General features: G+C 66.3%; 14 protein-coding genes. All 14 read left to right on the top strand.

Annotation, left to right across the window (positions count from 1 at the left end; genetic code table 11):
• Positions 1–41: 41 nt before the first annotated feature.
• The 14 genes from murD (at position 42) to NP3_RS15485 (ending at position 16,393) form a co-directional block, all read left to right on the top strand.
• Entirely contained in the window at positions 42–1,487 is a 1,446-nt protein-coding gene (gene murD, locus NP3_RS15550; RefSeq protein ID WP_063041961.1) for a UDP-N-acetylmuramoyl-L-alanine--D-glutamate ligase, read from the top strand.
• Positions 1,484–2,962: a putative lipid II flippase FtsW gene (gene ftsW / locus NP3_RS15545; RefSeq protein WP_063041959.1), complete on the top strand. Its 1,479-nt coding sequence runs from the start codon at positions 1,484–1,486 to the stop codon at positions 2,960–2,962. The genes murD and ftsW overlap by 4 nt, the downstream gene beginning before the upstream one ends.
• Positions 2,959–4,086 (top strand): undecaprenyldiphospho-muramoylpentapeptide beta-N-acetylglucosaminyltransferase, encoded by a 1,128-nt coding sequence (gene murG / locus NP3_RS15540; protein ID WP_063041957.1) that lies wholly within the window; start codon positions 2,959–2,961, stop codon positions 4,084–4,086. The genes ftsW and murG overlap by 4 nt, the downstream gene beginning before the upstream one ends.
• 170 nt (positions 4,087–4,256) lie before the next feature.
• The gene (murC, locus tag NP3_RS15535) at positions 4,257–5,696 is read left to right on the top strand and encodes a UDP-N-acetylmuramate--L-alanine ligase (protein ID WP_063041976.1); all 1,440 of its coding nucleotides are present in this window, start codon (positions 4,257–4,259) and stop codon (positions 5,694–5,696) included.
• A gap of 6 nt (positions 5,697–5,702) precedes the next feature.
• The gene (locus NP3_RS15530; protein ID WP_084508614.1) at positions 5,703–6,395 is read left to right on the top strand and encodes a cell division protein FtsQ/DivIB; all 693 of its coding nucleotides are present in this window, start codon (positions 5,703–5,705) and stop codon (positions 6,393–6,395) included.
• A gap of 322 nt (positions 6,396–6,717) precedes the next feature.
• Positions 6,718–7,956, top strand: coding sequence for a cell division protein FtsZ (gene ftsZ / locus NP3_RS15525; protein WP_063041956.1), 1,239 nt, complete (start codon positions 6,718–6,720; stop codon positions 7,954–7,956).
• Positions 7,957–8,152: 196 nt separating this feature from the next.
• Positions 8,153–8,848: a peptidoglycan editing factor PgeF gene (gene pgeF, locus NP3_RS15520; protein WP_063041953.1), complete on the top strand. Its 696-nt coding sequence runs from the start codon at positions 8,153–8,155 to the stop codon at positions 8,846–8,848.
• The gene (locus NP3_RS15515) at positions 8,845–9,594 is read left to right on the top strand and encodes a YggS family pyridoxal phosphate-dependent enzyme (RefSeq protein WP_063041951.1); all 750 of its coding nucleotides are present in this window, start codon (positions 8,845–8,847) and stop codon (positions 9,592–9,594) included. The genes pgeF and NP3_RS15515 overlap by 4 nt, the downstream gene beginning before the upstream one ends.
• Before the next feature lie 105 nt (positions 9,595–9,699).
• Positions 9,700–10,476: a cell division protein SepF gene (locus NP3_RS15510; RefSeq protein ID WP_063041949.1), complete on the top strand. Its 777-nt coding sequence runs from the start codon at positions 9,700–9,702 to the stop codon at positions 10,474–10,476.
• An 89-nt stretch (positions 10,477–10,565) separates the two neighbouring features.
• Positions 10,566–10,856: a YggT family protein gene (locus NP3_RS15505; protein WP_040688811.1), complete on the top strand. Its 291-nt coding sequence runs from the start codon at positions 10,566–10,568 to the stop codon at positions 10,854–10,856.
• An 80-nt stretch (positions 10,857–10,936) separates the two neighbouring features.
• Entirely contained in the window at positions 10,937–11,800 is an 864-nt protein-coding gene (gene wag31 / locus NP3_RS15500; protein ID WP_063041947.1) for a DivIVA-like cell division protein Wag31, read from the top strand.
• A gap of 87 nt (positions 11,801–11,887) precedes the next feature.
• On the top strand, positions 11,888–12,088 hold the full coding sequence (locus tag NP3_RS15495) for a hypothetical protein (RefSeq protein ID WP_063041945.1): 201 nt from the start codon (positions 11,888–11,890) through the stop codon (positions 12,086–12,088).
• Between the two features lie 294 nt (positions 12,089–12,382).
• Positions 12,383–15,514, top strand: coding sequence for an isoleucine--tRNA ligase (ileS, locus tag NP3_RS15490; protein ID WP_063041972.1), 3,132 nt, complete (start codon positions 12,383–12,385; stop codon positions 15,512–15,514).
• Between the two features lie 345 nt (positions 15,515–15,859).
• Entirely contained in the window at positions 15,860–16,393 is a 534-nt protein-coding gene (locus tag NP3_RS15485; RefSeq protein ID WP_063041943.1) for an NlpC/P60 family protein, read from the top strand.
• Positions 16,394–16,616 lie beyond the last annotated feature (223 nt).

The raw sequence follows: 16,616 nt of genomic DNA, 5'->3' as shown, positions 1-16,616 counted from the left end.
TGGTCGAACATTCTCCGCGGGCCCTGCGAACACCGGGGCCTATGCTCGAATTCCTGCGTGGCCGTGACGTTCTGGTGGCCGGATGGGGGGTCTCGGGCCGCTCGTTGGTCGAGCCGCTGCGCGATATCGGCGCGCGTCCGGTGGTCACCGACGGCGGTGCCGCCGCATTGGCCGAGGCGGCCGGGCTCGGTCTGGACATCGCGACCTGCACCGAACTGGAAACCGCGGACTGGAGCCGCTTCGCACTGGTCATCACCAGTCCGGGCTGGCGGCCGGATTCGCCGGTGCTCGCCGCCGCGGTGACCGAGGGCACCCCGGTCTGGGGCGATGTCGAATTCGCCTGGTGGGTCGATCAGGCCAGGATCTACGGTCCGGTCCGCAAATGGCTGGTGGTGACCGGTACGAACGGCAAGACCACCACCACCTCGATGGTGCATTCGATCCTGCGCGCGGCCGGTATCGCCAGCGTCGCCTGCGGCAATATCGGACTGCCGATCCTGGATGCGCTGCGCCGTAATCCCGGTCCGCAGGTGCTGGCGGTCGAGCTGTCCTCGTTCCAATTGCATTGGGCGCCTTCGGTGCGACCCGAGGCCGGTGTGGTGCTGAATGTGGCCGAGGATCACCTGGATTGGCACGGCGGCCTCGATGCCTACGCCGCCGCCAAGTCCAGGGCGCTGTATGGCCGCGTCGGCGTCGTCGGGCTCGACGATCCGGTGGCCGCCTCGCTGGCCCGGCGCAGTAAGGCGCGCCGGACGGTCGGCTTCCGGATCGGCGTACCCGCCGACGGCGAACTCGGTGTCGTGGACGGCAAACTGCTCGACCGCGCCTTCACCAAGGCCGCCATCCTGGCAGAGGTCGGCGATATCAGCCCCAAGGGACCCGCCGGTGTCGCCAACGCACTCGCCGCCGCCGCGCTGACCAGGGCCATCGATGTGGCACCGCAATTCGTGCGGGAAGGTCTCATCGAGCACAAGGTCGGTCCGCACCGCGCCGCCTTCGTGCGCGAGGTGTCCGGTGTCGAATTCATCGATGACTCCAAGGCCACCAACCCGCATGCCGCCCGCTCATCGATTCTCGGTCACCCGCAGGTGGTTTGGATCGCCGGTGGGCAGCTGAAGGGCGCGTCGGTCGAGGATATGGTCGAGGAGATCGCCGATCGCCTCGTCGCCGCCGTGCTGATCGGGGCCGACGCGCCGGTGATCGCGGCCGCATTGGCGCGACACGCGCCCGAGGTCCCGGTTGTCGAGGTCCGCGCGGGAGACCATGCAGGAATGGGTGACGCTGGAGTAGATGGGGCTGCGAGCGCCGACGCCGTGATGGCGCAGGCCGTACGCGCCGCGGCCGGGCTCGCCCGTCCCGGGGACGCCGTACTGCTGGCTCCGGCCGCGGCCTCCTTGGATATGTTCGCCGACTACACCCACCGCGGGCGCAGCTTCGCCGCGGCGGTGGCCGCGCTGGAAGACGGTGACATCGGGCGGCATCCATGACCGAGACGACCCGGCGGAATCGGCTGGCGGCCACCAAATTCGGCGCCTGGCTGGCGCGCCCGCTCGCGTCGTTCCATCTCGTCGTCACGATCGCGACACTGCTGACGGTGCTCGGTCTGGTCATGGTGTTGTCGGCATCGAGCGTCGAGGCATATGTCGACGGCGGGTCGGCGTATTCGCTGTTCATCCAGCAGGCGATGTTCGCCGCGATCGGCGCGGTCCTGTTCTATCTGGCACTGCGGATTTCGTTGCGCCGACTGCGGCAATGGTCGTTTCCGCTGTTCGCGATCTCGGTGCTGGCGCTGTTGCTGGTGCTGATTCCCGGCATCGGCTCCGAGGTGCAGGGTGCGCGGCGCTGGTTCTTCCTCGGGCCGGTCTCGGTGCAGCCATCGGAGATCGTGAAGGTGACGCTGGTGGTGTGGGGTGCGCATCTGCTCGCCTCGCGCCGCTCGGAACAGGCAGGCCTGAAAGACATTCTGGTGCCGCTGGTGCCTGCCGGTCTGCTGGTGTGTCTGCTCGTCGTGCTGGAGCCGAACCTGTCGACCACCATCGCGCTGGGTATCGTGCTCGCCGCACTGCTGTGGTTCGGCGGGCTGCCGGTTCGGCTGTTCGTCACCATCGCGATTTCGGGCATGATCGCCGCGGGCGTCCTCGCGCTGTCCGCCGGTTATCGCTCGGACCGGATGCGCGCCTTCTTCAATCCGGGTGACGATCCGCAGGGCATCAATTACCAAGCGCGCCAGGCGCTGTACTCGCTGGCCGACGGCGGGATCTGGGGTCGCGGCCTCGGCCAGAGCCGCGCCAAATGGCAGTACCTGCCGAACGCGCACAACGACTTCATCTTCGCCATCATCGGCGAGGAACTCGGATTCCTCGGCTGCGCACTGGTACTGGGCCTGTTCGCACTGTTCGTCTACACCGGCCTGCGCATCGCGAGCCGTTCGGTCGATCCGTTCCTGCGGCTGCTCACCGCGACCGCGACGACCTGGATCACCGGCCAGGCGCTGATCAATATCGGCTATGTGGTCAACCTGCTCCCGGTGACCGGTCTGCAGCTGCCGCTGGTTTCTGCGGGTGGTTCGTCGCTGGCGATCACCCTGTTCATGTTCGGCATCATCGCCAATGCGGCCCGGCACGAGCCCGAGGCGATTTCGGCGCTGCAAGCCGGCCAGGACGGCAGATTCAGCCGACTGCTGCGACTGCCCAAGCCGGAGGTGTACTCACCGGCGAAGGCGGACGCGGCACGTGCGCGCTCGGCCGCGGCCAAAGCCAAGGCGGCCGAACAGCGGGCGCGGGCCGAACGGGCCAAGGCCGACCGGGCGCGGGCCGCACTGCCGCAGGGGCGGCGCGGCGAGTCCGAGTCCGGTCGACGGCGCGCGCCCGAGAGCCGGGGAACGAGTTCACTGCGGGCGACCAGGGCATGGGAGCCGAGCTATCCGATAAACCATGCGAGAGATCGGGGAAGATCCAGGTGAGTGCGGAGCGACCCCGCAAACCATTGTCGGTGATCGTCGCGGGCGGTGGTACCGCGGGACATATCGAGCCCGCGCTGGCCGTCGCCGACGCGCTGCGGCGACTCGACGATTCGATCCGGGTCACCGCGCTCGGCACCGAACGCGGACTCGAGACCAAACTGGTGCCCGAGCGCGGCTATCCGCTGGAGTTGATCCCGCCGGTGCCGTTGCCGCGCAAGCCGAGCGCGGATCTGCTGCGGCTGCCCGGCCGCGTCCGCGCCTCGGTGGCCGAGACCAGGGCGGTCATCGATGCGGTCGAGGCCGATGTGATCGTCGGCTTCGGCGGCTATGTCGCACTGCCCGCCTATCTCGCCGCGGGCCGTGGCGCGCTCGGCCGCAGGCGCGCGGTACCGGTGGTGGTGCACGAGGCGAATGCCAAGGCTGGGATCGCCAACAAGGTCGGCGCCAGGCGCGCGGCCAGAGTGCTTGCCGCCGTACCCGATTCGGGCCTGCCCAAGGCCGAGGTCATCGGCATTCCGGTGCGCGGGTCCATTACCTCGCTGGATCGGGCCGCATTGCAGGCCGAGGCCCGTGCGCATTTCGGTCTGCCCGCCGAGGGGCCGGTCCTGCTCGTCTTCGGTGGCTCGCAGGGTGCGGTCTCGTTGAACAAGGCGATCTCCGGCGCGGCGGCACAGCTGGCCGCGGCGGGCGTCTCGGTGCTGCACGCGCACGGACCCAAGAACATCCTCGAGGTCGCGGAATCGGATGAGGGTGGGGCGCGGTATATCGCCGTGCCGTATCTTTCCCGGATGGACCTGGCCTATGCCGCCGCCGACGCGGTCGTCTGCCGCTCCGGCGCGATGACCGTCGCCGAGGTGTCGGCGGTCGGTCTGCCCGCGTTCTATGTACCGCTGCCACACGGCAACGGTGAGCAGGAACTCAATGCCAGGCCGATCGTCCGTCAGGGGGGTGGCAGAATCGTTCCCGATGCCGAGCTGACCCCGAAATACGTGATCGACGAGGTGATACCTTTGCTGACCGACCACGCACGGCTGATCGAGATGAGCCTGTCCGCCGCAGGCGCCGGACACCGCGACGCCGCCGACGAGCTGGCGCGCATTGTCGTCGAGGTGAGCGGCCGGTGACCGCGGGAGCCGATGCCACCGAATCCGGGGCGGTCGGCGCCGCGGGAGCGACGGGCCCGGAGGCGGTAGCGGAGCGTAACCACGTAGGGCCCCGCGAGCGCGGCCAATCCAACACTGCCGGCGCCGACGAGACGCGCTCGGCCCTGCCGCCCGAATTGGCGCGCGTGCATATGGTCGGTATCGGCGGGGCGGGCATGTCCGGCATCGCCCGCATTCTGCTCTCGCGCGGTGGCTCGGTCTCCGGCTCGGATGCCAAGGAGAGTCGCGGTGTGCTCGCGCTGCGGGCCAGGGGCGCGCAGGTGCGCATCGGTCACGATGCCAGCGCCCTCGATCTGCTGCCCGGTGGCCCGACCGCGGTGGTCACCACGTACGCGGCCATCCCGAAGACCAATCCCGAACTGGTCGAGGCGAATCGGCGCGATATTCCGGTGCTGTTGCGTCCCGCCGTACTCGCCTCGCTGATGCAGGGACATCGCACGCTGCTGGTCTCGGGCACGCACGGCAAGACCTCGACCACGTCGATGCTGATCGTGTCGTTGCAGCACTGCGGATTCGATCCGTCCTTCGCGGTCGGCGGTGAACTCAACGAGGCGGGCACCAACGCTCACCATGGCACCGGCGAGATTTTCGTCGCCGAGGCCGACGAGAGCGACGGCTCGCTGCTGCAATACGACCCGGATGTCGCCGTGGTCACCAATATCGAATCCGATCACCTGGACTTCTTCGGCTCCGATGAGGCCTATGTCCAGGTCTTCGACGATTTCGCCGACCGTCTCGTCCCCGGCGGGCTGCTGGTGGTGTGTCTGGACGATCCCGGTTCGCGGGCGCTGGCCGAGCGGGTCGGTGCGCGATTGGCGGAGAAGAACGTCCGGGTGCTCGGCTACGGGTCGGGTGAGCTGTCCGACCCGCCGGTGCCGGTTGGCGTGCGGCTGCACAGTTGGGAGCCGCGCGATGTCGGCGGCCTGGCCCAGTTCCAACTCGCCGATGAGGCCGCGCCGCGCACCCTGCGACTCGCGGTGCCCGGTCGGCATATGGCACTCAACGCATTGGCCGCGCTGCTCGCCGCACGCGCCGCCGGTGCGGATATGGACGAAATCATCCAGGGCCTGGAGGGTTTCGGCGGTGTGCACCGCCGGTTCCAGTTCGTGGGCCGCGAAAACGGGGTGCGTGTTTTCGACGATTACGCCCACCACCCGACCGAGGTGCGGGCGGTACTCGGCGCGGCAGCGGAGCTGGTGCAGCAGGAGGCCCGCGACGGTGCGCGCTCTCGACAGGGCCGGGTCATCGTGGTGTTCCAACCGCACCTCTACAGCCGCACCGCCACCTTCGCCCAGGATTTCGGCGCGGCGCTGAGCCTCGCCGACGAGGTTGTCGTGCTCGATGTCTTCGGTGCGCGGGAGAAGCCGCTGCCCGGCGTCAACGGCGCACTCGTCGCGCAAGCCGTCACCAAACCCGTGCACTACCAGCCGGATATGTCGCGGGTCGGTCGTCAGGTCGCGGGTCTGGCACTGCCCGGCGATGTGGTGATCACCATGGGTGCGGGCGATGTGACGATGCTCGGCAGCCAGATTCTCGATGGGCTGCGAGCTCGTCCGCAATACGGGCGGTGACCCGCGATGCGAACCGCGGGTGACTGGTTCGACCGGGCACACCGAGGTCGCCTGCGCCTGTGGAGTTTGCTCGGCGTGTGCGTCCTTACCGTTGTCGCTGTACTGGCCTGGTTCACCCCGGTGCTTTCGGCGAGCACAGTCGAGGTCGACGGTTTGGTCGCGGTGCCCGAGGAACAGGTGCGCGACAAACTCGAGATCCCGTCCGGCCGCTCGATGTTGCGCATCGACACCGATGCGATGGCCCGGCGGGTGGCCAGCATTCCGAAAGTCCGCACCGCACGGGTGCAACGTGTATTTCCGTCCACCGTCAAGGTGACGGTGGTGGAGCGCACGCCAGTACTGTTCTGGGACAGTCCGCAAGGCGCGCATCTGCTGGATGCGGAGGGTGTGGAGTTCGCGATCGAAGAGGCGCCCATCGGCGTTGCGAAGCTGACCACGGAAAATCCCGGCGGTGACGATCCGGTCACCCGGGCTGCGGCCTCGGTGCTATCGGTACTGCCAGCAGGGCTGGTCGTGCAAGTGGACGAGGTTGTCGCGCGGTCGATTTCGGATATTTCGCTGAACCTGCGCGACGGCCGCACGGTACTGTGGGGAGGAACTAATGACGCGGAACGCAAGGCGGCCGTGGTGATGCCGCTGTTGACCCGCGATGGAACGGTGTTCGATGTTTCGAGTCCGAATCTGGTCACGGTAAAGTGATCGATACCCATTGTGCCCAGGGGTTTTTCGATGGAACTGTGACCGCAGTGGGAACAGCCCAGCGAGACCGGGGGTTCGGGGGCAACCGTTCACGATACGACGTGTTGCGCGGTGAGACGAGAGGGATCACACAAGATTCTGTCAGTCGTTTCGGCGCGCCTGCGCGTCTATCGCGGCGGCTGCGAATAGCGTTCCGCAGCAGTCGGATACTTGACATAACGCTAACCCTGTGGTTGAGGTTTAGGGTTTGCCCGGACTGTCACAGGCCGAATGTCGAGAACCCGAAAACGACAGACTTTAGATCGAAGGAAGGCGAGAGCCCATGACGCCCCCGCACAACTACCTTGCTGTGATCAAGGTCGTCGGCATCGGTGGCGGCGGCGTGAATGCCGTCAACCGGATGATCGAACAGGGACTCAAGGGAGTCGAGTTCATCGCGGTCAACACCGACGCGCAGGCGCTGCTGATGAGCGATGCCGACGTCAAACTCGACGTCGGCCGTGAGCTCACCCGCGGTCTCGGTGCCGGTGCCGACCCCGAGGTCGGTCGCAAGGCCGCCGAGGATCACAAGGACGAGATCGAAGAGGTGCTCAAGGGCGCCGATATGGTCTTCGTCACCGCGGGTGAGGGCGGCGGCACCGGTACCGGTGGCGCACCCGTGGTCGCGAGCATCGCGCGCAAACTCGGCGCGCTCACCATCGGTGTGGTCACCAGGCCGTTCTCCTTCGAGGGCAAGCGCCGTGGCAACCAGGCCGAGGTGGGCATCAACCTGCTGCGCGAATCCTGCGACACGCTCATCGTCATCCCGAACGATCGGCTGCTGCAACTCGGCGATGCGGCGGTCAGCCTGATGGACGCCTTCCGCTCCGCCGATGAGGTACTGCTCAACGGTGTGCAGGGCATTACCGACCTGATCACCACCCCGGGTCTGATCAACGTCGACTTCGCCGACGTCAAGAGCGTGATGTCCGGGGCCGGAAGCGCTTTGATGGGTATCGGCTCGGCGCGCGGCGAGGGCCGTTCGGTCAAGGCCGCGGAGTCGGCGATCAATTCGCCACTGCTCGAGGCCTCGATGGATGGTGCGCACGGCGTACTGCTCTCGATCGCGGGCGGTTCGGATCTGGGTCTGTTCGAGATCAACGAGGCGGCCTCGCTGGTGCAGGAGGCCGCGCATATCGAGGCGAATATCATCTTCGGTACCGTCATCGACGATTCGCTCGGCGATGAGGTTCGCGTCACGGTGATCGCGGCCGGTTTCGACGGCGGCGGTCCGGCGAGGCGCACCTTCGAGGCGGGTCGCAGCGCGATCGGGTCGGGCCGGGCCGGTGAGATCGGCCAGACCAGCCGGGCCAGCGAGATCGCCGCCGCATCGCGTACCGAAACCGCTTCCGCCGCAGGTCAAACCAGCTCCACCCGGGGTGCGGTGCCCAGCTACCGGGATTCCGAGCGAGCCCGCACGCTGGCCGAGCCGACGGCAACGCACAATACGCGCTCGCATATCGAGCCGCCGGATTCCGATGATGACGACGACGTCGACGTGCCGTCGTTCATGCGCCGATAGGTCATAAGCAAATCGCAAGGCAAGACTGGCACACTGGGCGGTATGCCCACGCAACACCTGATCTCGTACGTACATGGGTAACCCGTCGGGGACGCCCAGCACCCAGCTGAGCACACGACTGCCGGTCCGCGCCGGTGGTGCTGATGCGCCCGACGACCGGCAAAAGGTCCGGGGAGGCGGGGGAGTCGTTCGACGAGTGACGACCACCAGAGCGGGCGGTTTTTCGGCGCCGCCATACGATTCGTTCAATCTCGGGGATCATGTGGGGGACGACCCGGCGACCGTTCACCGGAACCGGGACCGGCTGGCCGAGGGTATCGGCCTGACACCGGATCGGCTCGTGTGGATGGAACAGATCCATGGGCGCAATGTCGAAATCATCGATAGGCCATCGGATGCGCCGGTGCCCGCCACCGACGCACTGGTGACGACCGTGCCGGGGCTGGCACTGGTGGTGCTCACCGCGGACTGCGTACCGATTCTGCTATCCGATGACGAAGCAGGGGTGATCGCCGCCGTGCACGCCGGGCGAATCGGTGCGCGCATCGGCATCGTGCCGCGGGTCCTGGATGCGATGGTTTCGGCTGGCGCCCGCATCGAGCGGATCGGAGCCTTCCTGGGTCCGGCCGCATCGGGTCGTCAATACGAGGTGCCCGCCGCGATGCGAGCCGATGTCGAGGCGCATCTGCCCGGCAGCGCGACGACCACCGTGCGCGGCACACCCGGACTCGACCTGCGCGCCGGAATCAGCAGGCAGCTCACCGAAGCCGGAATCGGCGGGGTCGCCCTCGATCCGCGCTGCACGATCGAGGACAAGACGCTGTTCAGTCATCGTCGCGGCGCACCGACCGGGCGCATGGCCGGTGTCATCTGGATACAGGCGGACGCATGAGTACGGAATCGATTGCGGCCGAGGCCATGGACGGCCGGACCGCCGAACTCGCGGCGAATCTCGCCGATCTGAACAAGCGAATCGGCGCGGCTTGTCATGTGGCCGGGCGTGATCCGGACTCGGTGCGGCTGTTGCCCGTGACGAAGTTCTTCCCGGCCGCCGATATCGCCATCCTGCATCGGTTGGGCTGCAGGGAATTCGGCGAGTCCAGGGAGCAGGAGGCGACCGCGAAGGTCGCCGAACTGACCGATCTCGCGGATGTGCGCTGGCACATGATCGGTCGGCTGCAGCGCAACAAGGCTCGGATCGTCGCGCGCTGGGCACATGCGGTGCACTCGGTGGACAGCGAACGCCTGGCAACGGCCCTTGACGCCGCGGCGCGGGCCGCCATGGACGCGGGGGAGCGCGGCGAACCGGTTCGCGTCTTGATACAGGTGAGCCTGGACGAGGATCCGGGTCGCGGTGGCGTCGCTTCGGAAGATCTTGCGGCACTGGCCGATCGGGTGGCCACCGCGCCGGGGCTGCAGCTCGCGGGCCTGATGGCGATTCCCCCGCTCGACGCCGTGCCCGACGATGCTTTTGCACGCCTTGCGCATTTGCATTCGCTGGTACGAGCGGACCATCCGGAAGCGACCGAACTCTCCGCGGGCATGTCGAGTGATCTGGAATCGGCGATCGAACACGGTTCTACCTGTGTGCGTGTCGGTACCGCCTTGATGGGCGCTCGACCGATAACCTCGGCGTAGCAAAGAAACCTCATCAGTCACATTCGACACATATGCTGGGACTGGAGAGGACTGAGCAAGACTTCAACACCCGGCCGCCACCGGGGCCGAAGGAAGGTCTATGAAATGAGCACGCTGCACAAGTTCAAGGCGTACTTCGGCATGGTTCCGCTCGAGGATTACGAAGACGACTATGTCGCCGAACCGGCCCCCCGGGGTGCGGACGAGCGCGGCTCACGTCGTCCCCGGCCCCGTGACTATTCCGAGCGCGCCGGTTACGGCGCGGACCGCTATGCCGAAGACCGCTACGACGATGAGCCGGATTATCCTGAGCCGGCGTACAAGTCGCCGTACAAGGCGGGATACCCGGTGTCTCGGCGCGACGATTATGTCGACGAGCCCTATGTGGACGACCGCTATGACGCGCGGCCGCGTCCCACCAGGATCGATGCCGCGCCGGGCGCGTCCCGATTCCGTGCGGGCGGTAATGCGCCGATGCTGCGGGGAGCCACCAGGGGTGCGCTCGCCGTCGATCCCGAGGCCGAGGAGCGGCGACTGGAGGAGCGCGTGCGCCCCGAGCCCGCGCCCGCACGCCGGCCGGGGATCTTCGAGGACGGAGGTCCCTTGTCCAAGATCACGACGCTGCGCCCGCGCGACTACAGCGAGGCCCGCATCATCGGTGAGCGCTTCCGCGAGGGCAACCCGGTGATCATGGACCTGGTCGATTTGAGCAATGCCGACGCAAAACGGCTGGTCGACTTCGCCGCCGGCCTCGCTTTCGCGCTGCGTGGCTCATTCGACAAGGTCGCGACCAAAGTGTTCCTGCTCTCACCGGCCGATGTCGATGTCTCGGCCGAAGAACGTCGCAGGATCGCCGAAACCGGCTTCTACAACCAGAAATAGCGCTGTGATCCGGGGGTTCTGTTAGACCCGTTGCGTATGGGGCGGTGTGGTCATTTTGCGCGACGCGGATTTTGGGGCAGAGTGAGGTCGTGGCCTTGTTTGCGGTGCTGTACTTCGTACTGTTCATCTTCTGGCTGTTGTTGATCAGCCGAGTGATCGTGGAGTTCATCCGCAGCTTTGCCCGAGACTGGCGCCCGAGCGGCTTCGTCGTCGTCATCCTCGAGGTGATCTTCACGATCACCGATCCTCCGGTGAAACTCCTGAGGCGGTTGATACCACCGGTGTCATTGGGAGGAATTCGGCTCGATCTGTCGATTATGGTCCTGCTTTTCGTCGTCTTCATCTCGATGACGTTTGTGGGCGGCCACGCCGACGGGTAGCCCTGGTGTGACAGAATGAACCGAGAAGATAGCTTGCTAGATCTGCTAGATCTCCAAAAGACGCGTGAAGGGATCCTTCCATGCCGCTGACCCCAGCCGATGTGCACAACGTCGCGTTCAGCAAACCGCCGATCGGGAAGCGGGGCTACAACGAGGATGAAGTAGATGCCTTCCTGGATCTCGTGGAGCAGGAGCTCTCGCGTCTGATCGAGGAGAACGCTGACCTGCGCCAGCGGGTTGCCGAACTCGATGCGGAACTGTCGGACGCCAAGAAGAATCGCGGTCCGGCCAATGCCGCCGCAGTGAAAGCGCCGGTCCAGCAAGCCCCCCCGCCCCCGCCCGAGCCCATCAAGCCGCCGGTGCAGCAGGCCCCGCCGCCGCCTCCGATGCCGGTCGCGGCACCGGTAGCCAAGGATGCGCCGAGCGCCGATGCGAACCTGCAGGCGGCCAAGGTGCTCAGCCTCGCCCAGGAGATGGCGGACCGGCTGACCAGCGATGCGAAGCTCGAAGCGGAGAACCTGCTTTCGAATGCGCGGGCCAATTCCGAACGCCTGGTCGGCGATGCGCGCACCCGCTCGGAAGCGATGATCGCCGATGCGCGGCAGAAGTCGGATGCGATGCTGTCGGATGCCCAGACCCGTTCGGACAATCAGCTACGGCAGGCCAAGGAGAAGGCCGATGCGTTGCAGGCCGATGCCGAGCGCAAGCACACCGAGATCATGGCCACCATCACCCAGCAGCGCAGCGTGCTGGAGAGCCGGATCGAGCAGCTCAAGACCTTCGAGCGGGAATACCGTGTACGGTTGAAGTCGTACCTGGAGTCCCAGCTCGAGGAGCTGGAGAACCGTGGCTCGGCGGTGCCGGTGGACGGTGGCGAGGCCTTCGTCGACGCCAATACCGCGAACAATCTCGCTCCCGCCTCGTTCGCCAAGGGCGCCAAGTAATCTCGTAGTGGAGAGATATCTCCGCTGTAGTTGCTGTTCGAGTAGCTAGAGGTACGCCCAGCCGCCTGGCATGCCGAGGGGGTCAAAATGCTCGTCATGACGCTCGTCCTTGCGGCGATCGGGTTCGCCCTGCTAGTGGCCGCGCTGACCACCGGGTCTGTGCTGTGGGCCTGGGGGTGCATCCTCATCTGTATCGTGGGCGCTGTGCTGTTGCTGGTGAGCGCGCTTTCTATGCGCAGCTCCGATGGCGATGCCGCGCCGCCACCTGGTCGGCATGCCAAACGGTAATCGTGGCCCCGACAAACTGGTTTGACCGTCCTGGTTAGAATCAAACATGTAATCGGCGTAGATCCGGCCATCACCGGGGAGTCTTCGGAAGAACGGTGCGCGGGCCGCACTCAGTAGAACCGAACGGGTGAGCCCGTCACAGCTCGAAACGAGAGGTCCTGGTTGGTCGCGCGGATCGGCGCGCCGCCCGGACAAGCGGGGTGGTACCGCGGTTTCGACGCAACCGGCGTCGTCATCGTCCCCGTGCTGACACATACGCGCCACGGCGCGGCGGCACGAGGAGATGGATCCGCGATGGCGGACGAACCTTCCAGCAGCGCATACCCGCGCGTCGATCTGGGCGCTGGCAGCGGGTCATCCTTCCCCGACCTGGAACGTCGGGTACTCGACGCCTGGGCCACCGACGACACCTTCCGTGCCAGCATCGAGAACCGTTCGGGTGCGACGGAGTTCGTCTTCTACGACGGACCACCGTTTGCCAACGGATTGCCACATTATGGACATCTGCTTACCGGGTACGTCAAGGACCTCGTCCCACGTTTTCAGACGATGCGCGGTAAGCGCGTCGATCGGCGTTTCGGCTGGGACTGTCACGGACTGCCCGCGGAAATCGAAGCGGAAAAGCAGCTCGGTATCACGGACAAATCACAGATCGATGCCATGGGGCTCGCGGAATTCAACGCGGCCTGTAAATCCTCGGTACTGCGCTACACCGGGGAATGGCGCGATTATGTGACGCGTCAGGCCCGCTGGGTGGACTTCGACAACGACTACAAGACGCTGGATCTCGACTTCATGGAGTCGGTGATGTGGGCGTTCAAGTCGCTGCACGAGAAGGGCCTGATCTACCAGGGCTTCCGGGTGCTGCCCTACAGCTGGTACGAGCAGACCCCGCTGTCGAATCAGGAAACCCGGCTCGACGACGCCTACAAGATGCGGCAGGATCCGGCCGTCACCGTGGATATGGTGCTGCGCGTGCCGGGTGAGCATCCACTGCACGAACTCGACGGCGCCAATGCACTCATCTGGACCACCACGCCGTGGACGCTGCCGTCGAACCTCGCGATCGCGGTGCACCCGAATGTGCGCTACGTGCACGTGCGCGGCGCCGACGGGAAGCGCTATCTGCTGGCCGCCGAGCGGGTCTCGCACTACGCTCGCGAATTCGGCGATGGGCCCGAGGTGCTCGGCGAGTTCGAGGGCGCTGCCCTCTCGGATCTGTCCTACGCACCGCCGTTCGACTTCTTCGTCGGCCACCCCAACGCACACCGCGTGCTGACCGCCGACTATGTGACCACCGAGTCCGGCACCGGAATCGTGCACCTCGCACCGGCCTTCGGTGAGGAGGATATGGATGTCGCCGCGGCCAACGGCATCGAACTCGTGCAGCCGCTGGATCCGGGCGGCAAGTTCACCTCGATGGTGCCGCCGTACGAGGGCCTGATGGTCTTCGACGCCAATCCGGTGATCATCAAGGACCTCAAGGCGGCCGGAAAGCTGCTGCGGCACGAGACGATCGAGCACTCCTACCCGCACAGCTGGCGCTCCGGCCAGCCGCTGATCTACATGGCGGTGCCGTCCTGGTTCGTCGCGGTGACCAAATTCCGCGACCGGATGGTCGAGCTGAATCAACAGATCACCTGGGTGCCCGAACACATCCGCGACGGACAGTTCGGCAAGTGGCTCGAGGGTGCGCGGGACTGGAATATCAGCCGCAACCGGTACTGGGGCAGCCCGATCCCGGTATGGGTCTCCGATGATCCGGCCTACCCGCGCACCGATGTGTACGGCTCGCTGGCGGAGTTGGAGCGCGACTTCGGCGTGCGCCCGACCGATCTGCACCGGCCGAACATCGACGAGCTGACCCGGCCGAATCCCGATGATCCGACCGGCAAGTCGACCATGCGCCGGGTGCCGGAGGTGCTGGACTGCTGGTTCGAATCGGGCTCGATGCCGTATGCCCAGGTGCACTACCCGTTCGAGAACAAGGAGTGGTTCGACAACCACTTCCCGGGCGATTTCATCGTCGAGTACAACGGACAGACCCGCGGCTGGTTCTACACCCTGCACGTGCTCTCGACCGCGCTGTTCGACAGTCCGGCCTTCAAAACCGTTGCCGCGCACGGCATCGTGCTCGGTGACGACGGACTGAAGATGAGCAAGTCCAAGGGCAACTACCCGGATGTGAACGAGGTGTTCGACCGGGACGGCTCCGATGCGATGCGCTGGTTCCTGATGAGTTCGCCGATCCTGCGCGGCGGCAATCTCATCGTCACCGAGCGCGGCATCCGCGAGGGGATCGGCCATGCGCTGCGCCCGCTGTGGAACGCGTGGACCTTCCTGCAGCTCTACGCCTCGAAAACCGGCGTGTGGCGGACGGATTCGCCGCATGTGCTGGACCGCTACATCCTGGCCAAGCTGGCCGCGACCCGGGATGTTATGACCGAGGCGCTCGAGGTCTACGACATCGCTGGCGCCTGCGAGGAATTGCGTTCCTTCGCCGACGCGCTCACCAATTGGTATGTGCGCCGGTCGCGTTCGCGCTTCTGGGAGGAAGACCGGGATGCGGTCGACACACTGCACACGGTGCTCGAGGTCGTCACCCGGCTGGCCGCGCCGCTGCTGCCGCTGATCTCGGAGGTGATCTGGCGCGGGCTCACCGGCGAGCAGTCGGTGCACCTGGCCGACTGGCCCAAGGAGGGTGAGCTGCCGGAGGATCCGGATCTGGTCGCCGCCATGGACGAGGTCCGGGTGGTCTGCTCGACGGTGCTGAGCCTGCGCAAGGCACAGAACCTGCGGGTGCGCCTGCCGCTGGCCGAGGTCACCATCGCCGCGCCCGATGCCGAGCGGCTGCGGCCGTTCGCCGACATCATCGCCGATGAGGTGAACGTCAAGAAGGTCGACCTGACCACCGATGTCGCCGTGCACGGCCGTTTCGAGCTGGTCGTGAACGCCCGTGCCGCGGGCCCGCGCCTCGGCAAGGATGTGCAGACGGTGATCAAGGCGGTGAAGGCGGGCGAATGGTCCGAGAACGCCGCCGGTGTGGTCACCGCGGCGGGCGTCGAACTGCTGCCGGAGGAGTACACCCAGCGCTTGGTCGCGGCCGAGCCGGAGTCGACCGCGGCCCTGCCCGGCAATGCGGGGTTGGTCGTGCTCGATTCGGTGGTGACCGAGGAACTCGAGGCCGAGGGCTGGGCCCGCGATGTGATCCGCGATCTGCAGGAGACGCGAAAGTCCCTGGGACTGGACGTATCCGATCGCATCACCGTGGTGCTCGCGGTGCCCGGCGATAAGCAGGTCTGGGCGCAGACTCATCGCGACCTCATCGCGGGCGAAATCCTCGCCACCGAGCTGACATTCGGCGATCCGGGCGCGGATGCCGCCGATATCGTCGGTGGAGTGCGGGTGTCGATCGCGAAGGTCTGACGCGGCGAGGCCGGGTCTACGACCGGCAGTCGGGGCGGGATCTCGAGATCCCGCCCCGACTTGCGCCTATAGCCCGCTTTCTATGTGATGTAAATCACATGCCGAGAATTAGCTGATTCCCTTGTCGTGCTCGAACAATGCCCGGCACAATCGGCATGTTACTGCTGGTGCTCAGATTGACTTCTGTGACGGCAGTGAATGTTCGTGCTTGAACTGCTCTACCTGAAATACCTTGCGCCACATACGGCTACGTGCCGCGGTGCAGGTGCTGTGACGTGCGGTTCCATCCCCCGATGACGAGGCCGGTACCGCGTGTTCTGCCGGGTCGACGGAAGGGGCGAGCATATGATCAGCGCGCACAAGCAGGCATTTCGCCGGATAGCTATGGGGTTTCTGGTATCGATCGTCGTGACGCTTGTCCTGGCCGGACCGGTGCGCGGTGAAACCGGCAGCGCGTCCGGTTCTGGTAGTTCCGGCTCCGCATCGGGCAGTTCCGGCAGTTCCAGCGGGTCCGCGGCGCTGCCACTGCCGAGTATCGCCGGACTCGGCGCACTCACCGCGGCCTACACCCAGATCGGCAAACCCTACGAATGGGGTGCAACCGGCCCGTTCGCCTGGGACTGCTCGGGGCTGGTCCAGTGGGCGTTCCGTCAGGTCGGGGTGAAGCTGCCGCGCACCACCTACGAGCAGGCCAAGGTCGGCGCGGTGGTGCCGTTCGCGGCCCTGTCGCCGGGCGATGTCGTCATCCTCAATGACGACGCCTCACATGTCGGCATCTACGCGGGCTCCGGGCAGATCCTGGATGCGCACGACTGGGGCGTTCCGGTCGGTCTGCACCCACTGAGCAAGTTCGACATCTACACGATCCGCCGTTTCTGATCCGGATCGGCTACGTTTCCGCCGACCAGCGCGGTCGCGCGGTGACGTAAAGTGCTCGAGCGCAAGGCTCGTGACCGTCGCCCTGCCCCGGTCGAACCCGATTCAATCGACGAGCTGACGCAGCAGCGGTCCGTACTGCGGATGCGCCAGTGCCGAGGCGAATTGCGCGACCAGGTAGTCGGCCGGGTTGCCGGTGTCGTACCAGCGGCCCTGGATGACCTGG

The sequence above is a fragment of the Nocardia pseudovaccinii NBRC 100343 genome (assembly GCF_001613225.1).
Lineage (GTDB): Bacteria > Actinomycetota > Actinomycetes > Mycobacteriales > Mycobacteriaceae > Nocardia > Nocardia pseudovaccinii.
The sequence above is the reverse complement of the archived record's forward strand: the minus strand, read 5'-3'. Positions and strand labels throughout refer to the sequence as shown.

Excerpts from the sequence above, each read along its gene's own strand:
- wag31 (WP_063041947.1), top strand. The coding sequence starts at position 10,937 with ATGCCGCTGACCCCAGCCGATGTGCACAACGTCGCGTTCAGCAAACCG.
- ileS (WP_063041972.1), top strand. The coding sequence starts at position 12,383 with ATGGCGGACGAACCTTCCAGCAGCGCATACCCGCGCGTCGATCTGGGC.
- NP3_RS15495 (WP_063041945.1), top strand. The coding sequence starts at position 11,888 with ATGCTCGTCATGACGCTCGTCCTTGCGGCGATCGGGTTCGCCCTGCTA.
- ftsZ (WP_063041956.1), top strand. The coding sequence starts at position 6,718 with ATGACGCCCCCGCACAACTACCTTGCTGTGATCAAGGTCGTCGGCATC.
- murC (WP_063041976.1), top strand. The coding sequence starts at position 4,257 with ATGGTCGGTATCGGCGGGGCGGGCATGTCCGGCATCGCCCGCATTCTG.
- NP3_RS15510 (WP_063041949.1), top strand. The coding sequence starts at position 9,700 with ATGAGCACGCTGCACAAGTTCAAGGCGTACTTCGGCATGGTTCCGCTC.
- NP3_RS15530 (WP_084508614.1), top strand. The coding sequence starts at position 5,703 with ATGCGAACCGCGGGTGACTGGTTCGACCGGGCACACCGAGGTCGCCTG.
- murD (WP_063041961.1), top strand. The coding sequence starts at position 42 with ATGCTCGAATTCCTGCGTGGCCGTGACGTTCTGGTGGCCGGATGGGGG.
- NP3_RS15485 (WP_063041943.1), top strand. The coding sequence starts at position 15,860 with ATGATCAGCGCGCACAAGCAGGCATTTCGCCGGATAGCTATGGGGTTT.
- NP3_RS15515 (WP_063041951.1), top strand. The coding sequence starts at position 8,845 with ATGAGTACGGAATCGATTGCGGCCGAGGCCATGGACGGCCGGACCGCC.
- ftsW (WP_063041959.1), top strand. The coding sequence starts at position 1,484 with ATGACCGAGACGACCCGGCGGAATCGGCTGGCGGCCACCAAATTCGGC.